Genomic DNA, 21,910 nt, shown 5'->3' with positions numbered 1-21,910 from the left:
CCGACAAGTGTACGTCGATGGAGCTCAGCGTGCGTTGAAATACTTCGCTTCGGGGTGGTGAATCACGATCGCGTCGGTGGACTGCTCCGGGTGGAGCTGGAACTCCTCCGACAGGTGGACCCCGATCCGCTCCGGCTCCAGGAGGTCGGCGATCTTCGCGCGGTCCTCCAGGTCGGGGCAGGCGCCGTAGCCGAGCGAGAAGCGGGCGCCGCGGTACTTGAGGTCGAACATGTCCTCGACCTTCGCCGGGTCCTCGCCGCCGAATCCGAGCTCGGAGCGGACGCGCGCGTGCCAGTACTCGGCCATGGCCTCGGCGAGCTGGACCGAGAGGCCGTGCAGCTCCAGGTACTCGCGGTAGGAGTCCGACTCGAACAGCTTGGCCGTGGCCTCGCCGATCTTCGAGCCGACGGTGACCACCTGGAGGCCGACGACGTCGACCTCGCCGGACTCCTCGGGACGGAAGAAGTCCGCGAGGCACAGGCGGCGGCCGCGGCGCTGGCGCGGGAAGGTGAAGCGGGTCCGCTCGTTGCCCTGCTCGTCCAGGATGATCAGGTCCTCGCCCTTGGAGACGCAGGGGAAGTACCCGTAGACGACCGCGGCCTCGAGCAGGTTCTCGGTGTGCAGCTTGTCCAGGAGGCCGCGCAGCCGCGGACGACCCTCGCTCTCGACGAGCTCCTCGTACGTGGCTCCGCCCGCGCGGGCCTGCTTGAGGCCCCACTGGCCCTTGAAGAGGGCGCCCTCGTCGAGCCAGGAGGCGTAGTCCTTGAGCGGGATGCCCTTGACGACGCGGGTGCCCCAGAAGGGCGGGGTGGGGATGGGGTTGTCGGTGGAGGTGTCGGAGCGGCCGCCGGGCTCTTCGGCCTCGTCGGCCGCGAGGGCCGGGCCCCCCGGTGTCGCCGTGCGCTTGGCGACGCGGCGCTGCTTGAGCTCGGGCAGGGTGGCGCCGGGGACGCCGCGCTTGACGGCGATGAGGGCGTCCATCAGGCGCAGGCCCTCGAAGGCGTCGCGGGCGTAGCGGACCTCGCCCTCGTAGATCTCGTGGAGGTCCTGCTCGACGTAGGCGCGGGTGAGGGCGGCGCCGCCGAGGATCACCGGGTAGTCGGCGGCCAGCTTGCGCTGGTTCAGCTCCTCCAGGTTCTCCTTCATGATCACGGTCGACTTCACGAGCAGGCCGGACATGCCGATCACGTCGGCCTTGTGCTCCTGGGCGGCTTCGAGGATCGCGGAGACGGGCTGCTTGATGCCGATGTTGACGACGTTGTAGCCGTTGTTGGTGAGGATGATGTCGACGAGGTTCTTGCCGATGTCGTGGACGTCGCCGCGGACGGTGGCGAGCACGATCGTGCCCTTGCCCTCGTCGTCGGTCTTCTCCATGTGGGGTTCGAGGAAGGCGACGGCCGTCTTCATGACCTCGGCGGACTGGAGGACGAAGGGGAGCTGCATCTGGCCGGAGCCGAAGAGCTCGCCGACGACCTTCATGCCCTCCAGGAGGGTGTCGTTGACGATGTCGAGGGCGGGGCGGGTCTGCAGCGCCTCGTCGAGGTCGGTCTCCAGGCCGTTCTTCTCGCCGTCGATGATGCGGCGCTGCAGTCGCTCGTCCAGCGGCAGGGCGAGGAGTTCCTCGGCGCGGCCGGCCTTGAGCGACTTGGTGTTGACGCCCTCGAAGAGGGCCATCAGCTTCTGCAGCGGGTCGTAGTCGCCCTCGCGCCGGTCGTAGATCAGGTCGAGGGCGGTGGTGACCTGCTCCTCGTCGAACCGGGCGATCGGCAGGATCTTGGAGGCGTGGACGATGGCGGAGTCCAGGCCGGCCTTGACGCACTCGTCGAGGAAGACCGAGTTCAGCAGGACGCGGGCGGCCGGGTTGAGGCCGAAGGAGATGTTGGACAGGCCGAGGGTGGTCTGGACGTCCGGGTGGAGTCGCTTGAGCTCGCGGATCGCCTCGATCGTGGCGATGCCGTCCTTGCGGGACTCCTCCTGGCCGGTGCAGATCGTGAAGGTCAGGGTGTCGATGAGGATGTCCGACTCGCGGATCCCCCAGTTGCCCGTCAGGTCCTCGATGAGGCGCTGCGCGATGGCGACCTTGTGCTCGACGGTGCGGGCCTGGCCCTCCTCGTCGATGGTCAGCGCGATGAGCGCGGCGCCGTGCTCCTGGGCCAGTTGGGTGACCTTGGCGAAGCGGGACTCGGGGCCGTCGCCGTCCTCGTAGTTCACGGAGTTGATGACCGCGCGGCCACCCAGCTTCTCCAGGCCCGCCCGGATGACGGGAACCTCGGTGGAGTCCAGGACGATCGGCAGGGTGGAGGCGGTGGCGAAGCGGCCGGCGAGCTCCTCCATGTCCGCGACGCCGTCGCGGCCCACGTAGTCCACGCAGAGGTCGAGCATGTGCGCGCCCTCGCGGATCTGGTCGCGCGCCATCTCCACGCAGTCGTCCCAGCGGGCCTCCAGCATGGCCTCGCGGAACTTCTTGGAGCCGTTGGCGTTGGTGCGCTCGCCGATCGCCATGTACGAGGTGTCCTGGCGGAAGGGCACGGTCTGGTAGAGCGAGGCGGCGCCGGGCTCGGGCTGGGGGGTGCGCTCGGTGATCGCCGTACCGCGGACCCGCTCGACGACCTGGCGCAGGTGCTCGGGGGTCGTGCCGCAGCAGCCGCCGACCAGGGAGAGCCCGTACTCGCGGACGAAGGTCTCCTGGGCGTCGGCCAGCTCCGGGGCGCTGAGCGGGTAGTGCGCGCCCTGCTTGGTCAGGACGGGCAGGCCGGCGTTGGGCATGCAGGAGAGCGGGATGCGGGCGTTGCGCGCGAGGTAGCGCAGGTGCTCGCTCATCTCGGCGGGGCCGGTGGCGCAGTTCAGGCCGATCATGTCGATGCCCAGGGGCTCCAGCGCCGTCAGGGCCGCGCCGATCTCCGAGCCGAGGAGCATGGTGCCGGTGGTCTCGACGGTGACGGAGCAGATCAGCGGGACGGTGACCCCGAGGGCCTCCATGGCCCGGCGGGCGCCGATGATCGAGGACTTCGTCTGCAGGAGGTCCTGGGTGGTCTCGACGAGCAGCGCGTCGGCGCCGCCGGAGAGCAGGCCCTCGGCGTTGATCTGGTACGCGTCGCGGATCTGCGCGTAGGTGATGTGGCCGAGCGTGGGGAGCTTGGTGCCCGGGCCCATGGAGCCGAGGACCCAGCGCTGCTGTCCGGTGGAGGCGGTGAACTCGTCGGCGACCTCGCGGGCGATGCGCGCGCCGGCCTCGGACAGTTCGAAATTGCGTTCGGCGATGTCGTACTCGGCGAGGGCCGCGTAGTTGGTGCCGAAGGTGTTGGTCTCGACGCAGTCCACGCCCACCGAGAAGTACGCCTCGTGGACGGAGCGCACGATGTCGGGGCGGGTGATGTTGAGGACCTCGTTGCAGCCTTCGAGCTGCTGGAAGTCCTCCATGGTGGGGTCCTGCGCCTGGAGCATCGTTCCCATGGCTCCGTCGGCGACGACCACACGGGTCGCGAGCGCCTCCCGGAGGGCATCGGCCCGGGTCTGGGTGTCAGCGGGCAAGGTGGGCAACGAAGCCATGGTTGTGCTCCCTGGGATGCGACGGCTGTCGGCTTTGCACCCCCTCTGTGTCAAGGGTGCACGCGGCCAGGGTAACCGCGAGGCACCCGCCCCGGTGTGGGTGTCCCACGTGGCGGACTGCATTCTGTGGCGGGGACTTCCCGGGGGGTGCCCCCCGTTGTGGTACGGCGAACAGCTGTCCGACGGTGCGCAAGGTCGACATCGACCGATACTGTTCAGCATTGTCGAACCGCGTCAAGATGGTCAGTAATACCGAAGGTCTGCAGGAGGCTGCGCGATGGCACGGAACATCCAGTCGCTCGAACGAGCCGCTGCGATGCTGCGACTCCTGGCGGGCGGCGAACGCCGGCTGGGACTCTCGGACGTGGCGTCCTCGCTGGGCCTGGCCAAGGGCACCGCCCACGGCATCCTGCGCACCCTGCAGGCCGAGGGCTTCGTGGAGCAGGACCCGGCCTCCGGCCGGTACCAGCTGGGCGCGGAGCTGCTGCGCCTGGGCAACAGCTATCTCGACGTGCACGAGCTGCGCGCCCGCGCCCTGGTGTGGACGGACGACCTGGCCCGGGCGAGCGGCGAGAGCGTCTACGTGGGCGTGCTGCACCAGAGCGGGGTGCTGATCATGCACCACGTGTTCCGGCCCGACGACAGCCGTCAGGTGCTGGAGGTCGGGGCCATGCAGCCGCTGCACTCGACCGCGCTGGGCAAGGTGCTCTCCGCCTACGACCCGGTGGCGCACACCCAGGCGCACGAGGTGGAGCGCGAGCCCTTCACCCCCCGAACGGTCACGGACGGCACCGACTTCGAGGCGATCCTGGGCCTGACCCGGGCGCGCGGCTGGGCCTCCGACGTCGAGGAGACCTGGGAGGGCATCGCCTCGGTGGCGGCGCCGATCCACGACCGGCGCCGCATGCCGGTGGGCGCGGTGGCGGTCGCCGGCGCCGTGGAACGGGTCTGCGGCGAGTCCGGGGAGCCCCGTCCGGCCCTGGTGGCGGCGGTGCGGGACTGTGCGCGCGCGGTTTCACGCGACCTCGGCGCGGGCCGGTTCTGACCTTCCTTTAGCAGCCTCAGGCCACACCTTGGCCTCTTTCTGCCCACTTTTCGCCATATCTCGGCCACAGGATGGCCGAATTTGGCTGATCGCACCGAGCGGTAACGATCCGACACTTTGGCCTGGCCGACCCTTGACGCGTTCTTCACTTGGGCGGAAAACTGCCGTTCATCGGTCGGCATTGTCGAACACCTACCGGCAATACGCGCTAGGATGCGACAAGCCACGGACCGGTGCAGCACTCACCGAGTGCGCGGAACCACCGGAGGGACCCGGTGTCCGCCCACCCCTGGACGTACAAAGGAGTCGCGGGTGTCCAGCTCCGACATCTTCATCGGCGAGACCATCGGTACCGCCCTGCTCACACTGCTCGGCGGTGGCGTCTGCGCCGCAGTGACCCTCAAGAGCTCCAAGGCCCGCAACGCGGGCTGGCTCGCCATCACGTTCGGCTGGGGCTTCGCCGTACTGATCGCCGCCTACGTCTCCGCGCCGCTCTCCGGTGCGCACCTCAACCCGGCGGTCACCGTCGGCATCGGCGTCACGACCGGCGAGTGGGGGGACGCCCCCGTCTACTTCGCCGGCCAGCTGCTGGGCGCGATGCTCGGAGCGGTCCTGATGTGGATCACGTACTACGGACAGTTCCGCGTCCACCTGGCGGACCCGGAGCACATCCGCGACGCCAAGCTCGGTCCCGAGGACCCGCACCCGCACGATGTGGCCGGTCCGGTGCTCGGCATCTTCTCCACCGGCCCCGAGATCCGTAACGTCGTGCAGAACCTGGCGACCGAGATCATCGGTACCGCCGTCCTGATCCTGGCGATCCTGACCCAGGGCCTCCAGGACGGCGGCAAGGGCCTCGGTGTCATCGGCGTCCTGATCACCTCGTTCGTGGTCGTCGGCATCGGCCTCTCGCTCGGTGGCCCGACCGGCTACGCCATCAACCCGGTGCGCGACCTCGGTCCGCGTATCGTGCACGCCCTGCTGCCGCTGCCCAACAAGGGCGGCTCCGACTGGGGTTACTCCTGGATCCCGGTGGTCGGCCCGCTCGTCGGTGCCGCGCTCGCCGGTGGTCTGTACAACATCGCGTTCGCCTGATCAGCAGTACCGGCAAGATCGTAAGATCCGCACCGCCCTCCTGATTCCGCCTACTCACCCGACCTGCCAGGAGCAGCCAACATGACCACCAGCACCGGCCCCTTCATCGCCGCGATCGACCAGGGGACCACCTCCTCCCGCTGCATCGTCTTCGACCGCGACGGCCGCATCGTCGCCGTCGACCAGAAGGAGCACGAGCAGATCTTCCCGAAGCCGGGACAGGTCGAGCACGACGCCACCGAGATCTGGACCAACGTCCAGGAGGTCGTGGCCAGCGCGATCGCCAAGGCGGAGATCACCGCCGCGGACGTCAAGGCCGTCGGCATCACCAACCAGCGCGAGACCACGGTCCTGTGGGACCGCCACACCGGCGAGCCGGTGCACAACGCGCTGGTCTGGCAGGACACCCGCACCGACGCCCTGTGCAAGGAGCTCGGCCGCAACGTCGGCCAGGACCGCTTCCGCCGGGAGACCGGCCTGCCGCTGGCGAGCTACTTCGCCGGCCCGAAGGTCCGCTGGCTGCTCGACAACGTCGAGGGCCTGCGGGAGCGCGCCGAGGCCGGGGACATCCTCTTCGGCACCATGGACTCGTGGATCATCTGGAACCTCACGGGTGGCCCGCAGGGCGGCGTGCACGTCACGGACGTCACCAACGCCTCGCGCACCATGCTGATGAACCTGCACACCCTGGCCTGGGACGACAAGATCGCCGAGTCCATGGGCGTCCCGCTCAACGTCCTTCCGGAGATCAGGTCCTCCGCCGAGGTCTACGGCCACGTCAAGGAGGGCGTCCTCGCCGGTGTCCCGGTCGCCTCGGCGCTCGGTGACCAGCAGGCCGCCCTCTTCGGCCAGACCTGTTTCGCCGAGGGCGAGGCCAAGTCCACGTACGGCACCGGAACGTTCATGCTGATGAACACCGGCGACAAGATCATCAACTCCTACAGCGGCCTGCTGACCACGGTCGGCTACCAGATCGGCGACCAGAAGCCGGTCTACGCGCTGGAGGGCTCCATCGCCGTCACCGGCTCGCTCGTCCAGTGGATGCGCGACCAGATGGGCCTGATCAAGTCCGCGGCCGAGATCGAGACCCTCGCCTCCTCGGTCGAGGACAACGGCGGCGTCTACTTCGTGCCGGCCTTCTCCGGCCTGTTCGCCCCGTACTGGCGCTCCGACGCCCGCGGCGTGGTCGCCGGCCTCACCCGGTACGTCACCAAGGCGCACATCGCCCGTGCCGTCCTGGAGGCCACCGCCTGGCAGACCCGCGAGATCACCGACGCCATGACCAAGGACTCGGGCGTCGAGCTCGCGGCCCTCAAGGTCGACGGCGGCATGACCTCCAACAACCTGCTGATGCAGACGCTCTCGGACTTCCTGGACGCCCCCGTGGTGCGCCCCATGGTCGCCGAGACCACCTGCCTCGGCGCCGCCTACGCCGCCGGCCTGGCCGTCGGCTTCTGGCCCGACACCGACGCCCTGCGCGCCAACTGGCGCCGCGCGGCCGAGTGGACCCCGCGGATGCCCGCCGAGCAGCGGGACCGCGAGTACAAGAGCTGGCTCAAGGCCGTGGAGCGTTCCATGGGCTGGGTCGACGACGAAGACGCCAGCTGACCGCACTCAGCTGAGTCAATCGACGAGGAGCTAAGAGAGATATGAGCAGCCTGCAGAGCGTTCCCGCACTGGGCACGCACCCGACCGCCGGTGCCAACGTCAGCCGCGCCCAGACCCGTGAGCAGCTGTCGAAGGCCACGTACGACCTGCTGGTCATCGGTGGTGGAATCCTGGGTACCTCCGTGGCGTGGCACGCCGCGCAGTCGGGCCTGCGGGTTGCCATGGTGGACGCCGGCGACTTCGCCGGCGCCACCTCCTCGGCCTCCTCCAAGCTCGTCCACGGCGGTCTGCGCTACCTGCAGACCGGCGCGGTCAAGCTGGTCGCGGAGAACCACCACGAGCGTCGGGTGCTGGCCAAGGACGTGGCCCCGCACCTGGTCAACCCGCTCACCTTCTACCTGCCGGTCTACAAGGGCGGTCCGGTGGGTGCGGCCAAGCTGGGCGCGGGCGTCTTCGCCTACTCCGCCCTCTCGGCCTTCGGCGACGGCATGGGCAAGGTCATATCCCCGGCCCGTGCCGTCGCCGACAACCCGGGTCTGAAGACGGACAACCTCAAGGCCGTCGCGGTCTACTACGACCACCAGATGAACGACTCCCGCGTCGCCGTCATGACGGTCCGCGCGGCCGTCGAGTCGGGCGCGGTCGTCCTCAACCACGCCGAGGTCACCGGACTGCGCAAGACGCGCGGCCGGGTCACCGGCGCCGAGCTCAAGGACCGTCTCGACGGCACCGAGTTCGGGGTCGACGCGCGCGTCGTGCTCAACGCCACCGGCCCGTGGGTGGACCACCTGCGGCGCATGGAGGACAAGCACTCCATGCCGTCGATCCGCCTCTCCAAGGGCGCGCACATCGTCATGAAGCGCAAGTCGCCGTGGAAGGCCGCCATGGCCACCCCGATCGACAAGTACCGCATCACCTTCGCCCTCCCGTGGGAGGACCAGCTGCTGCTCGGCACCACCGACGAGGTGTACGAGGGCGACCCGGCGGACGTGCGCGCCACCGAGTCCGACATCGCCCAGATCCTGGACGAGGCGGCCTTCTCGGTGAAGGACGCGGACCTGGACCGCTCGCTGATGACGTACGCCTTCGCGGGCCTGCGGGTGCTGCCCGGCGGCCCCGGCGGCGTCGAGAAGGCCAAGCGCGAGACGGTCGTCTCCGAGGGCGCCGGCGGCATGCTGTCGGTGGCCGGCGGCAAGTGGACGACGTACCGTCACATCGGCCGTGTGGTCATGGACAAGCTGGCGAAGCTCCCGGGCAGCCCGCTGACCGAGGACATGGAGCCGGTGAAGTCGCTCGTGCGCCGGATCGCGCTGCCCGGTGTCGCCAACCCCAACGCGGTCGCGCACCGCCTGCTGGTGGACCGGGAGCCGGGCACGCGGATGGACCCGCTGACGGCCCGTCACCTGGCTTCCCACTACGGCTCGCTGGCCTTCGACATCGCGCGCCTCGCGAACGAGGACCCGGCGCTGGCCGAGCGGATCCACCCGGACGGTCCGGAGATCTGGGCGCAGGTCGCCTACGCCCGTGACAACGAGTGGGCCGAGACGGTCGACGACGTGCTGCGCCGCCGTACGACGGTGACGATCCGCGGCCTGGACGACGAGTCCGTCCGGTCCCGTGTCGAGGAGATGCTGGGCCGTAAGGCATAGGTCCCACGCAGGTGGGGAAGAGGGGCGGTTCCGAGGGGAACCGCCCCTCTGTCGTGGGCTGTGGCCGGTGCCTCATCAAGGCTTAGGCTGACCACGTACGCAAGGGAACTTCGGAAGGAGACCTGGGTGATCGAGCTTGAGGGCGTGCCCGAGCTGATCGACCCGGTCATGGTGGCCGCGTTCGAGGGCTGGAACGACGCGGGTGACGCGGCCTCCGGTGCGGTCGCACACCTGGACCGGGAGTGGAAGGGCGAGGTCTTCGCGGCACTCGACGCCGAGGACTACTACGACTTCCAGGTCAACCGGCCGACGGTGTGGCTGGACAACGGGGTACGGAAGATCACGTGGCCGACGACCCGGCTGTCGGTGGTCCGGATCGGCGGCGCCAAGCCGCGCGACCTGGTGCTGGTCCGGGGCATCGAACCGTCCATGCGGTGGCGGTCGTTCTGCAACGAGATCCTCGGCTTCGCCCACGAGCTGGGCGTGGAGATGGTGGTCATCCTGGGCGCGCTGCTCGGGGACACCCCGCACACCCGGCCGGTGCCGGTGAGCGGGGTCACCTCGGACGCCGACCTGGCGCGGACGATGGACCTGGAGGAGACCAAGTACGAGGGACCGACGGGCATCGTGGGCATCCTGCAGGAGGCCTGTACGCACGCGGGTGTCCCGGCGGTGTCCCTGTGGGCGGCGGTGCCGCACTACGTCTCCCAGCCGCCGAACCCGAAGGCGACGCTCGCCCTGCTGAACCGGCTGGAGGATCTGATCGACATCCGGATCCCGCTGGGCGAGCTGCCGGAGGACGCGCGGGCGTGGCAGCTGGGCGTGGACCAACTGGCCGCCGAGGACAGCGAGGTGGCGGAGTACGTCCAGACGCTGGAGGAGGCACGGGACACGGCGGACCTGCCGGAGGCGTCGGGGGACGCGATCGCCCGCGAGTTCGAGCGGTACCTGCGGCGGCGTGACCCGGCGGCGGGCCCGGAGACGGCCACCGACACCGGCTCGTACTTCCGGGACCTGTCCGGTGGCCGCCCCACGCCGAAGCCGAAGCCGGACGACACGCCGGACCAGGACGCCCCGCCGGGGCCGGACGGCGTCGCGGACGGTCCCGCCGAGGGCGACGGAGAAGGCGACGGGGAGACTCCCGGGACCTAGTGTCAGTACGCCCTGCTTGGATACGGGTTGCCGTTCCGAGAGAGGGAAGCATGACACGTACCACCCCGCCCCGGCCGTTCGACGTCGCTTCGGTGTTCCCGGAGCTCGCGGGGATGTCCCGGACCGCCACCCGGCTGCACCCGCGGCCCGGCGCGCCCACCGTGCACGAGAGCTCGGTGGGCGGGCCGCTGCTGTGGCCGGCCGTCGGCGAACCGTTGCTCACCCTCGATCACACCGAGTGGGACGCCGAGACCGAGAGCTGGCGGCCGGTCGAGGAGGCGCACGGCGCGTCCGCGACCCCCACGGACGTCACCGTGGGCCGCGGCTACACCCTGCAGTTCTACGCGTGCCCGGCCGATCCCCGGCACCCGCCGGTCACCGTCATGCAGTGAGGCCGTGAAACGGCAGAGGCGCGCCCCCGGCACGGGGGGCCGGGGGCGCGCCTGTGCGGACACGACCTAGAGCGCGACGCCCAGCAGCGCGTCCACGGTGCGGGAGACCAGGCCGGGGGCCGACTCGTCGTCGCCGTCCGTGGCGATCTGCCGCTCGACCCAGCGGTCCACGGCCGCCAGGGCGGCAGGGGCGTCCAGGTCGTTCGCCAGGGCCTCGCGGACCTCCTCGACCAGGGCGTCGGCGGGGATGCCGTCCGGCCGGGACACGGCCGCACGCCAGCGCTCCAGCCGGGCCACGGCCTCGGCGAGGACCTCGTCCGTCCACTCCCAGTCGGCCCGGTAGTGGTGCGACAGCAGGGCGAGGCGGATCGCCGCCGGGTCCACCCCGGAGCGCCGCAGCGCGGAGACGAAGACGAGGTTGCCCTTCGACTTCGACATCTTCTCGCCGTGCAGGGCCACCATGCCCGCGTGCACGTACGCCTTGGCCATCGGGAACTCGCCCGTCAGCGCCTGCGCGTGCGAGGCGCCCATCTCGTGGTGCGGGAACGCCAGGTCGGAGCCGCCGCCCTGGATGTCGAAGCCCATGCCCAGGTGGTCGAGGGCGATCGCCACGCACTCGATGTGCCAGCCGGGCCGGCCGCGGCCCAGCGAGCCGCCGTCCCAGCTCGGCTCGCCCGGACGGGCGGCCATCCACAGCATCGGGTCCAGCGGGTTCTTCTTCCCCGGCCGGTCGGGGTCGCCGCCCCGCTCCGCCGAGAGCAGCCGCATCGCCTCGGCGTCGAGGTTCGAGACCCCGCCGAAGTGCGGGTCGGCCTCGACCGAGAAGTAGGTGTCGCCGTCGAGCTCGTAGGCGGCTCCGGCGTCCCGCAGCCGCTCGACCAGCGGCACGATGCCGGGTATGGCCTCGACGGCACCGATGTAGTGCTGCGGGGGCAGCATCCGCAGGGCCGTCATGTCCTCGCGGAAGAGTGCGGTCTCGCGCTCCGCCAGCTCGGTCCAGTCCTGGTTGTCGCGCAGCGCCCGCTCCAGCAGCGGGTCGTCCACGTCCGTGACGTTCTGGACGTAGTGAATCTGCCGCTTGGTGTCGAGCCACACGCGTTGTACGAGGTCGAACGCGTTGTAGGTCGCCGCGTGACCGATGTGGGTCGCGTCGTACGGAGTGATGCCGCAGACGTAGATACGGGCGACGGGACCGGGGGCGAGGGTGATCGTCCCCTGGGTCGCGGTGTCGTGGATCTGGAGGTCGCGGCCCTTGCCAGGAAGGGCGGGGACCTCAGAAGCGGGCCAGGCATGCATGCGTCGAGCCTAACCGGACGGATGTTCCGGAAACGAACTGGACCTGCACTGTTGTCTTGATCGGCACTCTTGCGGTCTGGCCGGTTCTGTGCGTATGGCCAGTGGCTGATTCAGACCGGTGGCCAGGGGATCGACGGCCACTGCCCGGACGGCCGCGGATGGGTTCCGGCGCGCAGCAGGTCCGCCACCCGGTCCCGTACGGCGGCCAGCTCGACCGGAGTGATCAGTTCGGCCAGCCGGGTGGCGAGCGGGGCCCCCTCGGCCAGGCCGGCGGACAGCGCGGCCAGTACCTCGCGGGCCTCGTCGGTCAGCGGCTCGCCCGCCCAGCCCCACAGGAGGGTGCGCAGCTTGTCCTCGGCGTGGAAGGTCACACCGTGGTCGATGCCGTAGAGCCGTCCGTCGGGCGCGGGCAGCAGGTGGCCGCCCTTGCGGTCGCCGTTGTTGATCACGGCGTCGAGCACGGCGAGCCGGCGCAGCCGGGGGTCGTCGGCGTGCACCAGCAGCGCGGTGCGGCCCTCACCGACCTCGGCGAGGGCGACGGCCTTCCAGCCCTCCCCCGCCTCCTCGCCGTCGACGAGCCCGAGGAGAGCGCCGAGCGGGGAGTCCTCGTCCGGCTGCTCCGCCTCGATCCACCGCTGGACCATGCCCTCGCCGTACGGGCCGTCGCGCAGCACGGTGGCGGGGACCAGGCCCCATCCGGTGGCCTCGGAGATCAGGTACGCGGCGACCTCCCGGCGGGCGAGGTTCCCGTCGGGGAAGTCCCACAGCGGCCGCTCGCCCTTGACCGGCTTGTACACACAGTCGGCGCTCACTCCCCCGTACGTGACGCTGCACAGCAGGACGGCGTTGGACGCCTCCCGGATCCGGCCGATGACGGTGAGTTCGCCCTTGGCGAGCAGTTCCTCCAGTTCCCCCGTGTCCGTCACGCCTGGCGCCGGTAGCCGTTCTGGCGCGGGCACACGTGCCCCTCCGGGTCCAGGGGGAGGCTGCACAGCGGGCACGGCGGGCGGCCGGCGTTGACGACGTCCAGGGCCCGCTTGGCGAAGGCCCGGGCCTGGGCGCCGGTGAGGCGGACCCGCAGCATGGGCGGGCCGTTCTCCTCGTCCTGCAGCAGCCGCTCCTCGGCCTCGGCGAGGTCCTCGTCGGAGTCGGCGTCGAGTTCGACCAGCGCCTGGGCCTCGACGATCATGCGCTGTTCCTCGCCGTCCCAGGCCAGGGCCATGGTCCCGACGCGGAACTCCTCCTCGACCGGGACGTCCAGCGGCGCGGTGTCGGCGGCCTCGGCGGGGGCGACGGCCGGGACCGGGGCGTTGCCGCCGGTCCGCCGTACGACCTCGTCCAGCAGCTCGTCCATCCGCTCGGCCAGCGCCGCTACCTGGGTCTTCTCCAGGGAGACGCTGGTGACGCGGGGGCCTGAGGAGGCCTGCAGGAAGAACGTACGGCGTCCCGGCAGACCGACCGTGCCGGCCACGAAGCGGTCCGGGGGGTCGTAGAGGAACACCTGACGGGGCACGTCCAGTCTCCAAGTCTCGGCGGCAGGGGCAGGTCTGCGCCCTTGTGTTGGCCCGTCCACCCTACTGCGCCGGGCGATCAAGCCGCGCCCGCGCCGCCTCCCACGACGGCGTTCCCGGCGTCTTCGGTGTCTTTGTCCGATGCGACGGTCTCCGGTGCGGCGGGGCGCCGGACGAGCGAGCCGAAGTCCCCGGTGTCACCGAGCCGGAACACGAAGGGCCGGGTGGTGGTGTACCGGATGGCGGTCACCGAGCAGGGGTCGACGTGGATGCGCTGGAAGAGGTCCAGGTGCATGCCCAGGGCGTCCGCGACAAGGGACTTGATGATGTCGCCGTGCGAGCACATCAGGAAGACGGCGTCGCTGCCGTGCTCCTGCTCGATCCGCGCGTCCCAGTCGCGTACGGCGTCCACGGCGCGCGCCTGCATGGCGCGCATGGACTCGCCGCCGGGGAAGGCGGCGGCCGACGGGTGCTGCTGGACGATCTTCATCAGCGGTTCGTCGGAGAGCTCGGACAGTTTGCGGCCCGACCAGTCGCCGTAGTGGCACTCGCCGATCCGCTCGTCGGTGTGCAGTTCCAGCTCCGGCCGGGCGGCCAGCAGCGGCGCCAGGGTCTCCCGGCAGCGCTGCAGCGGGCTGGTGACGGCGGCGGCGAGCGGTACGCCCGCCAGTCGGCCGGGCAGCGCGGCGGCCTGCTCCGCACCGCGCTCGTCGAGGGCCACTCCGGGGGTCCATCCGGCGAGCAGCCCAGCGGTGTTGGCGGTGGACCGCCCGTGTCGTACGAGGATCAGCGTGGCCATGGGGCCAGCGTATGCGCTGCCTCGGGTGTGCGGGCGGGCGGTGGGCAGGGAAGAATGCCCCGCGTGATTGTGGACTGCGCGATTTACCGGGACGGTCGCCGTACCGAGGGACCGGACGACTTCTCGGACGCCCTCGACCAGGCCCGGGCGACCGGTGACGCCTTCCTGTGGGTCGGCATGCACGAGCCGACGGCGAAGGAATTCGACCACGTCAGCCAGGAGTTCGGGCTGCACCCGCTGGCGGTCGAGGACGCGCTGACCGCGCACCAACGCCCGAAGCTGGAGGTGTACGACGATTCGCTGTTCGTCGTCCTCAAGCCGGTGCTGTACGACGAGGACACGGACACCGTGACCGCGGGCGAGCTGATGGTCTTCATAGGGGATTCGTTCGTCGTCACGGTCCGGCACGGCGAGGGGGCCCCGCTGGCCGCCGTGCGCCACCGGCTGGAGCAGGAGTCGGAGGTGCTGCGGCACGGTCCGACGGCGGTGCTGTACGCGGTGTCCGACGCGGTGGTCGACCACTACATCGAGGTGGCGGCCGAGCTGCAGGCGGACCTGGAGGAGCTGGAGGCCGAGGTGTTCGCCCCGAACGCCTCGGACACCAAGAACACCGCCTCCCGGATCTACGGGTTCAAGCGGCAGGTGCTGGAGTTCCGGCGGGCGACGAGCCCGCTGCTCCAGCCGATGGACCGCCTCGCCTTCGGGGAGGTCCCCTTCGTCCACGAGCACGCCCAGCCGTTCTTCCGCGATGTCGCCGACCACCTGACCAAGGCGAACGAGTACATCGAGGGCCTGGACCGGCTGCTGTCGGACGCGCTGGCCGCGCACCTCGCGCAGATGGGCCTGCGGCAGAACGACGACATGCGCAAGATCTCGGCCTGGGCGGCGATGGCGGCCGTCCCCACGATGGTCGCGGGCATCTACGGGATGAACTTCGACCACATGCCGGAACTCCGGCACACCTGGGGCTATCCGGCGGTGCTCGTGGTCATGGCGGGTGCGTGTCTGGGCCTGCACCGGATGTTCAAGCGCCGGGGCTGGCTCTGAGTTCCCGCTCGCGCGCGACGTGGGAGAGGCCGGGCGCGGCGGCCGGTGCGCCGCCGAGGGCGTCCAGGCGCTCGGGCAGTCGCAGGTGGACCATCCGGTGCCAGCCGCTGAACCGCTCGTAGGCGTACATCGCGCGGATGCCGGCGGCGAGCGCGGCCGCTTTCGGGGCGGGCCAGTGCAGCAGCCGTCCCATGTGGCTCATGACGGCGAGGCTCACGTCGCGGTAGACGGAGATCTCGGCGAGCGCGCTCTCGCGGAGCACCCGCTGGATGGTCCGGCCGTATCCGGACCGGGCCAGGCGCAGCAGTTCCTCGTGGCAGTAGGCGAGGTGGTTGTCCTCGTCGTGGCTGATCATGTGGATCGCCTTGCCCACCTCGGCGTGGTCGCCGAAGTACCGGACGAGCATGTCCATCTGGTCGGCGGCGCGCTGTTCGGTGACGCGGCTGTGCGCGAGGTAGACGACGATGTCCTCCTCGGTCAGGGCCACCTCCCGGCGCAGCTTCTCGTGCGCGAGGCCGATGCCGCGGCGCTCCAGCAGCATCGTGTAGTCGGTCTCGGGGGGTACCGGGACGGCGGGCAGGCCGCGCTTGCGGAGCAGGGCGTGGAAGATCCGGCCGTGCTTGTCCTCGTCGGCGCCGTGTCGGGTGATCTTGGGCGCGAGGTGGCGCATGCCGTCCGGCACCAGGGCCGCGATACGGGCGTTCTCCCAGCCGCCCTGGGTCTCCCCGCTGGCGGCGATGGAGCAGAACAGCTGGAAGGAGTCGTCGTTGTCGACGATCTCCTGGAACAGGCTGCGGGCAGAGAGCATGGAACGAGTCAAACGCCGGTGGGCGGGGCGGGCAACCGATGGGTCGCACTACTCGTCCGAATGAACGAAATCGGGGGGTGGGCCGCCGCGCGTAACCCGGCGGGCGTTCCCGGCGTTGTTCGCTGTGTCGGCCGTGGCGGGGAAGACCCCCCGAGCCCCCACCACGGCCGCAGAAGCGTTCACCGGTGCCGGCGTCACCCGCCGGCATCCGGATCGACCGATCGGGCGATCAGGCGAGACCCGCCAGCTCCATGGCCTCGGTGCCGGCGCGCAGCGCGGCGATCCGCTCGTCCAGGGTGAATCCGGCCGGGGCCAGCGTGAGGGTGGTGACCCCGGCCTCCGCGTAGGCCCGCATCCCGTCGGCGATCCGCTCGACCGGGCCGAGCAGCGTGGTCGAGTCGATCAGCGAGTGCGGGACCGCCTCGGCCGCGCCGTTCTTGTCGCCCGCCAGGTACTTGTCCTGGATCTCGGCGGCTTCCTTCTCGTAGCCCATGCGCTGGGCCAGCTGGTTGTAGAAGTTCTGCTTCCGGCTGCCCATGCCGCCCACGTACAGGGCGGTGTAGGGGCGGAACATGTCCGCGAGCGCGTTCACGTCCTCGCCGAGGGCCAGCGGCACGGTCGGGCAGACGTCGAAGCCCTCCATGGTGAGCCCGGCCTTCTCGCGGCCCGCCCGGATGTGGGTGAGCGCGGTGGCCTCCAGGTGCTCGGCGGCCGGGAAGATCAGCAGTGCGCCGTCGGCGATCTCGCCGGTCTGCTCCAGGTTCTTCGGCCCGATGGCGGCGATGTAGAGCGGGATGTGCTCGCGCTCGGGGTGCACGGTCAGCTTGAGCGGCTTGCCCGGGCCGCCCGGCAGCGGCAGGGTCCAGTGCTCGCCCTCGTAGGAGAGCCGCTCACGGGTCATGGCCTTGCGGACGATCTCCACGTACTCACGGGTGCGGGCCAGCGGCTTGTCGAACTTGACGCCGTACCAGCCCTCGGAGACCTGCGGGCCGGAGACGCCGAGGCCGAGCCGGAAGCGGCCCTTGGTCAGCGAGTCGAGGGTGGCCGCGGTCATGGCGGTCATCGCGGGCTGGCGGGCCGGGATCTGGAGGATCGCCGAACCCACGTCGATGCGTTCGGTCTGGGCGGCGACCCAGGCGAGCACGGTCGGGGCGTCGGAGCCGTAGGCCTCGGCGGCCCAGCAGACGTCGTAACCCAGACGGTCGGCCTCCTGGGCGACGGCGAGGTTGTCGGCGTCCATGCCCGCGCCCCAGTAACCAAGATTGATGCCGAGCCGCATGTGTTCGTCCCCTTACCGGTTTACCGATCAGTAACGTTGGTGTGCGGGGACTGTAGCGCGCCAAGGTGCTCCGCGTCAGCGCCCCAGTAGTCTCAGCGCTCATGGAGCAGAGGCATCTCGGCCGCACCGGACTGCGCGTCTCCCGGATCGGCCTCGGCACCCTCACCTGGGGCCGCGACACCGGCGAGGAAGCGGCCGCCGAGCAGGTGAAGACGTTCTGGGAGGCGGGCGGCACGCTCGTCGACACCGCCGACGTGTACGGCGGCGGTGAGGCGGAGTACCTCCTCGGGCAGCTGGTGGGCGGGCTGATCCCGCGCCGGGACCTGGTGATCGCGACCAAGGCGGGCAGTGTGCCGGACCCCGACCGGAGGTTCGACGGCTCGCGCGGGCACCTGCTCGCGGCCCTCGACGCCTCGCTGGACCGGCTGGGTACCGACTACGTCGACCTGTGGCAGGTGCACGCCTTCGATCCCGCGACCCCGCTGGAGGAGACCCTGCAGGCGCTGGACCTCGCGGTGAGCAGCGGCCGGGCCCGGTACGCGGGGCTGGCGGGCTTCTGCGGCTGGCAGCTGGCGAAGGCGGCGACCTGGCAGCTCGCGGCCCCCGGGGTGCGCACCCGGATCGCGTCGACGCAGATGGAGTACTCCCTGCTCCAGCGCGGGGTGGAGCGCGAGGTGCTGCCGGCCGCGCTGGACCTCGGGATCGGCCTGCTGCCGTCCTCGCCGCTGGGCCGCGGGGTGCTGACGGGCAAGTACCGGGACGGCACCCCGGCCGACTCCCGGGGCGCCTCGGAGTCACTGGCCGCCCTGGTGGACCCGTACCTGGACGAGGCGGCGGGGCGGATCGTGGACGCGGTGGTGACGGCGGCCCAGGGGTTGGCCGTGACCCCGCTCCAGGTGGCCCTGGCGTGGATCCGGGACCGGCCGGGGGTGGTGGCGCCGATCGTCGGCGCGCGGACGTCCGCGCAGCTCGGGGCGGCGCTGTCGGTGGAGGCCCTTAGTCTTCCGGAGGAGATCTGCCGGGCGCTGGACGATGTTTCGGCTCCGGTGCACCGCTACCCCGATCAGGACTGGAGCACGCTGTGAGTACGGACCCTCAGGCCGATACCGCTGCCGCGGAGAACCCGGCCACCCCGGAGGCCGAGCCGTCCGCAGCCGCCGAAGCGGAAGCGGAAGCGGAGCTCGAAGGCACGACCGAACCGGCGCCGGCCGACACCGAGGCCGAACCGGGCACGGACCCGGCCGTCGAGGACGAGGACGGGGAGGACGAGAGCCCCGCAGGAACCGAGGCCGGCGCAGCCGCCGGGACCGCCGCGGGCGAGGCGGCTCCGGCCCTCAGCGAGGCCCAGGCAGAGTTGGCCGCCCAGAGGATCGAGCGGGAGCGGATCGCCCGGCGCAAGGCCGAGCGGGAGGCGCCCGTCGAGGCCGGGGCGAAGCTCAGCGGGAAGGCCGCCGACCTGCTGGCCGCCGTACGGGCCGTGGAAGGCGGTGCGAAGCCCCCCGCCGTGTATTTCGACGATGCTCCGGCCGCCCTGCGCAAGGCGCCGGTCGCGCCCCCGACCCCGCGCCCCGCCGCCCCGGCCGCGGTGGCCGCCCCCGCGCCCTCCGCCGACACCGTCGAGGGCGTACGGGCCGTACTGGCCCGCGGCGGCGCCCCCGAGGCCCTGGCCGGACCGGCCGCCGCGGCGTTGGGCGAGGACGCCGCCGGGCAGCTCACCGAGAACCCCTGGCGGCTGCTGTCGCTCCCGGCCGTACGCCCGACCCAGGCCGACGGCTTCGCCCGGGCCCTGCTGGGCGCCGAGGCGGGACCCGGGGACGAGCGCCGCACCACCGTCCTGGTGGGCTGGCTGCTGGCCCAGGCCGGGCTGAAGGGGCACACCGCGCTGGAGGCCCCGGTACTGGAGAAGGCCCTGGCCCAGTACGGCGTGCCGGATCCGGCCGTGGCACTGGAACTGGCCATCGCCGAGGGCTCGGTGCTGGTCTTCCACGAGCCGCTGGGGCCGCCGGTCGCCGGGAGCTCCGAGGACGCCGAGGATGCCGAGGACGCGGAAGCGCCGGTACGGGTGCTCGTGGGCCTGGAGGGTGCCGCCATGGCCGAGGAGAGCCTGGCCGACGGCCTGGCTCGGCTGGCCGCCGGTACCTTCGACGCGTCCGGGGACTGGGAACGGGTCGCCGGGTCCGTGCCGAGCCCCTCCGCCGCCGAGCTGATCCGCGCGGTCGCGGGCCACGGCCTGGTCACCCACACCGGTGGCGAGGCCGCCCGCGCCGAACCGGTGGCCCTGGCCGCCGCGGCCCGGGAGCTGGGCCTGCGGGTCTGTCTGGCCGCGCACGCCCCCGGCGGCGGCCCGGACCGGGTGACCGTGGCGGGGCTGCTGTCCGGGGCCGAGGGGCCCGGGCGGGACACGGACGGCCAGTTCGCGCTGGACCTGCTGGTGGTGCTGGACGCCCCGCAGCTGGACGTGGAGACCGCGGCCGCGCTGGTGGAGTCCGTCCCGGACGGGGCCCGGCTGGTGCTCTCCGGGGACCCCGGTGTGCTCGGGTCCGCAGGGGCCGGGCGGGTGTTCGCCGATGTGCTGGCGGCCCGTACCTGCCCGCAGCTGGTCTCCCGGACCCCCGACCCGGGCCCTCTCGGCGAGCTCGTCTCCGGGGTCGGCATCGGGGAGCTCAACCAGGTCGACGCCCCCGGCAAGGAGGTCGTCATCGTCCCGGTGAAGGACGCCGGGGAGGCCGTGCACCGGGCCGTGCAGCTGGTGGCGGAGTCGGTGCCGCGGGCCTTCGGGATCCCGGCGGACAGCGTGCAGGTGATCACCCCGGGCCACGGCGGCTCGGCGGGCACCCGGGCGCTGAACGCCGCCCTGAAGGAGCGGCTGAACCCCGGTCCGGGCCGCTTCGGCGGCTTCGACCCCGGTGACCGGGTCGTCCACGTGCCGTCCGCCGGGCGGGCGCTGGCGGCCCGGGTGGTGTCGGCCGACGCCGAGGGCCTGCACCTGGACCGGGCGGGCGCGCGGATCGTCGTACCGAAGGAGCTCGTCGAGTCCCAGGTGCGGCACGGCTGGGCGGTGACGGCGCACCAGGCCGTGGGCACGCGCTGGCCGGCGGTGGTCGTCGTACTGCCGGGTGACGCGGCGCAGGCGCTGTCGCGGGACTGGGTCTACACGGCGTTCGGGCGGGGCGAGCGGCACCTGTCCGTGGTGCACGGGGTCGACCAGGCGCTGCCGCACGCGGTGGCCGAGGTACCCGCGAAGCCGCGTACGACGCGCCTGACGGGCCTGCTGACGGCCCTCGCGACGGCGGGCGCTCAGCCTCGGTGAACCGGCCGTGGCCCCCGCCCGGAAGGGTGGGGGCCACGGTGTCCGGTACCTACGGAGTCGGGGTCAGGCCGGGGTCAGACCCGGTTCCGCGGCCTCGTCCTCGTCGAACTCGTCGGCTTCCTCGTCGAAGACGGAGCTGACGTCGAACCGGTGCAGCACGTCCTGCGGATCGATGTGCCCGAAGGGCGAGTTCAGCCACTCCCCCGGTTCCGCCACCTCCTCGGAGGCCGCGATCCAGAGCGTGGAGTCGCCCTCCTCCAGCCCGAAGTCCTTGTAGCGGGAGGCGATCTCGTCGGGCTCGTACTCCCCGAAGAGGACGCCCAGCGCGTCGGCGCTGCCGCCGTCCTGGACGAACTCGGCGTCCCGGTCGTGCGCGGCGACCCGCTCGGCCTGGGCGATCAGTCGGGCCGGTTCGACCACGGCGTAGTCGCGGCGGATGAGCACGCTGAAGGCGGCGGGCTCGGCGGGGCCGGTGTACGGGACGCCGTCCTCGGGCGTGGGGATCTCGAAGGGGGTGACCTCGTCGTACCGGTCGTAGAGGAGTTCGTCGTACACCTCGGCCGCGGCGGCGAGTTCGTTGAACGCGGCGTAGACGTCCGGATCCTCGTCCCCGATCCTGCGCTCGACCGCGGCGAGGTGACGGTCGAGCGCGGCCTTGACCGCCTCGGCGGCGGCGCGTACCTCGGCAACAGTGGGCAGATCGGCATCAGACATAGAGCAGACGCTATCCGTAGCAGGGCTCTGCCCGCACAATAGATGCGATGCCGGAATACGAATTTGTCGACGTGTACGTGCCCCGCGGTGTTCCTCGCAAGGAGGCGACCCGCCTGCTGACCGACCATGCCGAGTACGGGAACTGGGAACTCGACCGGCTGAGCCTGTACCGGGACGGCAGTCGTCGTGTGCGACTGCGCCGCCGGATCATCCGTCAGGTCCGCGCGACCTGGTGACGCGGGCCCCGGGGGCGGGGCCCGCGTCGTGAACATCCGTCAGGCGGCGTTGCGGGCCCGCCGGTAGAGCACGGTGCCGGCGAGCAGCAGGCCGCCCGCGAGCGGCAGCCCGGCGGTGAGGACGTCACCGGATCCGGTGGCGGCGAGACCGCCGGCCTGACCCGGGGTGTTCCCGGTCCCCGGACCGGGGTGGGTGACCGGGGTGCCGGAACCACTGCCGGGGTTGGTCGGCGTGCCCGGGTTGCCGGGGGTACCGGGACCGCCGGGGTTACCCGGCCCACCCGGGTTACCGGGACCGCCCGGGTTACCGGGACCGCCGGGGTTACCCGGCCCACCCGGGTTACCGGGACCGCCCGGGTTACCGGGACCGCCCGGGTTACCGGGACCGCCCGGGTTGCCCGGACCGCCCGGGTTACCGGG

Annotated in this window: 18 protein-coding genes and 1 pseudogene; 10 read left to right on the top strand and 9 right to left on the bottom strand. The window is 71.7% G+C overall.

What is annotated here, in order from left to right; all coding sequences use genetic code 11:
- Window positions 1-24: 24 nt before the first annotated feature.
- A complete protein-coding gene (gene metH / locus AB8A24_RS27880; RefSeq protein WP_369477926.1) occupies window positions 25-3,549 on the bottom strand; it encodes a methionine synthase in 3,525 nt (1,174 codons plus the stop codon).
- Between the two features lie 277 nt (window positions 3,550-3,826).
- On the opposite strand from metH, the gene AB8A24_RS27875 reads away from it, so the two are divergent.
- From AB8A24_RS27875 to AB8A24_RS27850, 6 genes are all read left to right on the top strand, one after another.
- Window positions 3,827-4,594 (top strand): IclR family transcriptional regulator, encoded by a 768-nt coding sequence (locus AB8A24_RS27875; RefSeq protein ID WP_328963969.1) that lies wholly within the window; start codon window positions 3,827-3,829, stop codon window positions 4,592-4,594.
- A gap of 312 nt (window positions 4,595-4,906) precedes the next feature.
- Window positions 4,907-5,689 carry an MIP/aquaporin family protein gene (locus AB8A24_RS27870; protein WP_369477925.1) on the top strand — a complete coding sequence of 261 codons (783 nt, stop codon included), beginning with the start codon at window positions 4,907-4,909 and terminating at the stop codon, window positions 5,687-5,689.
- Window positions 5,690-5,770: 81 nt separating this feature from the next.
- A complete protein-coding gene (gene glpK / locus AB8A24_RS27865) occupies window positions 5,771-7,297 on the top strand; it encodes a glycerol kinase GlpK (RefSeq protein ID WP_033223917.1) in 1,527 nt (508 codons plus the stop codon).
- A 41-nt stretch (window positions 7,298-7,338) separates the two neighbouring features.
- The gene (locus tag AB8A24_RS27860; protein WP_030723334.1) at window positions 7,339-8,946 is read left to right on the top strand and encodes a glycerol-3-phosphate dehydrogenase/oxidase; all 1,608 of its coding nucleotides are present in this window, start codon (window positions 7,339-7,341) and stop codon (window positions 8,944-8,946) included.
- 126 nt (window positions 8,947-9,072) lie between these two features.
- Window positions 9,073-10,098 carry a PAC2 family protein gene (locus tag AB8A24_RS27855; protein WP_328963968.1) on the top strand — a complete coding sequence of 342 codons (1,026 nt, stop codon included), beginning with the start codon at window positions 9,073-9,075 and terminating at the stop codon, window positions 10,096-10,098.
- A gap of 50 nt (window positions 10,099-10,148) precedes the next feature.
- Window positions 10,149-10,490, top strand: coding sequence for a hypothetical protein (locus AB8A24_RS27850; protein WP_369477933.1), 342 nt, complete (start codon window positions 10,149-10,151; stop codon window positions 10,488-10,490).
- A gap of 66 nt (window positions 10,491-10,556) precedes the next feature.
- Here AB8A24_RS27850 and mshC read toward each other — a convergent pair whose 3' ends face one another.
- From mshC to AB8A24_RS27830, 4 genes are all read right to left on the bottom strand, one after another.
- Window positions 10,557-11,786, bottom strand: coding sequence for a cysteine--1-D-myo-inosityl 2-amino-2-deoxy-alpha-D-glucopyranoside ligase (gene mshC / locus AB8A24_RS27845; RefSeq protein ID WP_328963967.1), 1,230 nt, complete (start codon window positions 11,784-11,786; stop codon window positions 10,557-10,559).
- 110 nt (window positions 11,787-11,896) lie between these two features.
- Window positions 11,897-12,745 (bottom strand): SCO1664 family protein, encoded by an 849-nt coding sequence (locus AB8A24_RS27840; RefSeq protein WP_328963966.1) that lies wholly within the window; start codon window positions 12,743-12,745, stop codon window positions 11,897-11,899.
- Window positions 12,709-13,299, bottom strand: a complete 591-nt coding sequence (locus tag AB8A24_RS27835; RefSeq protein WP_030720371.1) for a DUF3090 domain-containing protein — start codon at window positions 13,297-13,299, stop codon at window positions 12,709-12,711. Before AB8A24_RS27835 ends, AB8A24_RS27840 begins: the two co-directional genes overlap by 37 nt.
- Window positions 13,300-13,376: 77 nt before the next feature.
- Window positions 13,377-14,096 (bottom strand): histidine phosphatase family protein, encoded by a 720-nt coding sequence (locus AB8A24_RS27830; RefSeq protein ID WP_328963965.1) that lies wholly within the window; start codon window positions 14,094-14,096, stop codon window positions 13,377-13,379.
- Window positions 14,097-14,150: 54 nt separating this feature from the next.
- On the opposite strand from AB8A24_RS27830, the gene corA reads away from it, so the two are divergent.
- The gene (corA, locus tag AB8A24_RS27825; protein ID WP_369477924.1) at window positions 14,151-15,143 is read left to right on the top strand and encodes a magnesium/cobalt transporter CorA; all 993 of its coding nucleotides are present in this window, start codon (window positions 14,151-14,153) and stop codon (window positions 15,141-15,143) included.
- On the opposite strand, the gene AB8A24_RS27820 is transcribed toward corA, so the two are convergent.
- Complete coding sequence (locus tag AB8A24_RS27820; RefSeq protein WP_266389676.1) at window positions 15,121-15,951, bottom strand: ferritin-like domain-containing protein; 831 nt, start codon at window positions 15,949-15,951, stop codon at window positions 15,121-15,123. The two genes, corA and AB8A24_RS27820, sit on opposite strands and share 23 nt — an antisense overlap.
- Before the next feature lie 229 nt (window positions 15,952-16,180).
- Complete coding sequence (locus AB8A24_RS27815; RefSeq protein WP_266389678.1) at window positions 16,181-17,230, bottom strand: LLM class F420-dependent oxidoreductase; 1,050 nt, start codon at window positions 17,228-17,230, stop codon at window positions 16,181-16,183.
- Window positions 17,231-17,331: 101 nt separating this feature from the next.
- Here AB8A24_RS27815 and AB8A24_RS27810 point away from each other — a divergent pair, with 101 nt between their 5' ends.
- A complete protein-coding gene (locus AB8A24_RS27810; RefSeq protein ID WP_328963963.1) occupies window positions 17,332-18,315 on the top strand; it encodes an aldo/keto reductase in 984 nt (327 codons plus the stop codon).
- Window positions 18,312-20,540, top strand: coding sequence for an ATP-binding domain-containing protein (locus AB8A24_RS27805; RefSeq protein WP_369477923.1), 2,229 nt, complete (start codon window positions 18,312-18,314; stop codon window positions 20,538-20,540). Before AB8A24_RS27810 ends, AB8A24_RS27805 begins: the two co-directional genes overlap by 4 nt.
- Before the next feature lie 63 nt (window positions 20,541-20,603).
- On the opposite strand, the gene AB8A24_RS27800 is transcribed toward AB8A24_RS27805, so the two are convergent.
- On the bottom strand, window positions 20,604-21,254 hold the full coding sequence (locus AB8A24_RS27800) for a hypothetical protein (protein ID WP_328963961.1): 651 nt from the start codon (window positions 21,252-21,254) through the stop codon (window positions 20,604-20,606).
- 47 nt (window positions 21,255-21,301) lie between these two features.
- On the opposite strand from AB8A24_RS27800, the gene AB8A24_RS27795 reads away from it, so the two are divergent.
- Complete coding sequence (locus AB8A24_RS27795; RefSeq protein WP_030009118.1) at window positions 21,302-21,490, top strand: DUF5703 family protein; 189 nt, start codon at window positions 21,302-21,304, stop codon at window positions 21,488-21,490.
- A gap of 39 nt (window positions 21,491-21,529) precedes the next feature.
- Here the strand turns inward: AB8A24_RS27795 and AB8A24_RS27790 are convergent.
- Window positions 21,530-21,910: pseudogene (locus AB8A24_RS27790) on the bottom strand (hypothetical protein); the annotation flags it as partial.

The organism is Streptomyces sp. BF23-19, assembly GCF_041106355.1.
GTDB classification, from domain to species: domain Bacteria; phylum Actinomycetota; class Actinomycetes; order Streptomycetales; family Streptomycetaceae; genus Streptomyces; species Streptomyces virginiae_A.
Note: the sequence above shows the minus strand (reverse complement) of the source record. Positions and strands in the feature narration are given on the sequence as shown.

What these genes read in the sequence shown, in the direction of transcription:
- AB8A24_RS27830 (WP_328963965.1), bottom strand. Translation starts at nt 14,096, where the DNA reads ATGGCCACGCTGATCCTCGTACGACACGGGCGGTCCACCGCCAACACC.
- AB8A24_RS27875 (WP_328963969.1), top strand. Translation starts at nt 3,827, where the DNA reads ATGGCACGGAACATCCAGTCGCTCGAACGAGCCGCTGCGATGCTGCGA.
- AB8A24_RS27850 (WP_369477933.1), top strand. Translation starts at nt 10,149, where the DNA reads ATGACACGTACCACCCCGCCCCGGCCGTTCGACGTCGCTTCGGTGTTC.
- AB8A24_RS27815 (WP_266389678.1), bottom strand. Translation starts at nt 17,230, where the DNA reads ATGCGGCTCGGCATCAATCTTGGTTACTGGGGCGCGGGCATGGACGCC.
- AB8A24_RS27860 (WP_030723334.1), top strand. Translation starts at nt 7,339, where the DNA reads ATGAGCAGCCTGCAGAGCGTTCCCGCACTGGGCACGCACCCGACCGCC.
- corA (WP_369477924.1), top strand. Translation starts at nt 14,151, where the DNA reads ATGCCCCGCGTGATTGTGGACTGCGCGATTTACCGGGACGGTCGCCGT.
- AB8A24_RS27800 (WP_328963961.1), bottom strand. Translation starts at nt 21,254, where the DNA reads ATGTCTGATGCCGATCTGCCCACTGTTGCCGAGGTACGCGCCGCCGCC.
- mshC (WP_328963967.1), bottom strand. Translation starts at nt 11,786, where the DNA reads ATGCATGCCTGGCCCGCTTCTGAGGTCCCCGCCCTTCCTGGCAAGGGC.
- AB8A24_RS27820 (WP_266389676.1), bottom strand. Translation starts at nt 15,951, where the DNA reads ATGCTCTCTGCCCGCAGCCTGTTCCAGGAGATCGTCGACAACGACGAC.
- glpK (WP_033223917.1), top strand. Translation starts at nt 5,771, where the DNA reads ATGACCACCAGCACCGGCCCCTTCATCGCCGCGATCGACCAGGGGACC.
- AB8A24_RS27810 (WP_328963963.1), top strand. Translation starts at nt 17,332, where the DNA reads ATGGAGCAGAGGCATCTCGGCCGCACCGGACTGCGCGTCTCCCGGATC.
- metH (WP_369477926.1), bottom strand. Translation starts at nt 3,549, where the DNA reads ATGGCTTCGTTGCCCACCTTGCCCGCTGACACCCAGACCCGGGCCGAT.
- AB8A24_RS27795 (WP_030009118.1), top strand. Translation starts at nt 21,302, where the DNA reads ATGCCGGAATACGAATTTGTCGACGTGTACGTGCCCCGCGGTGTTCCT.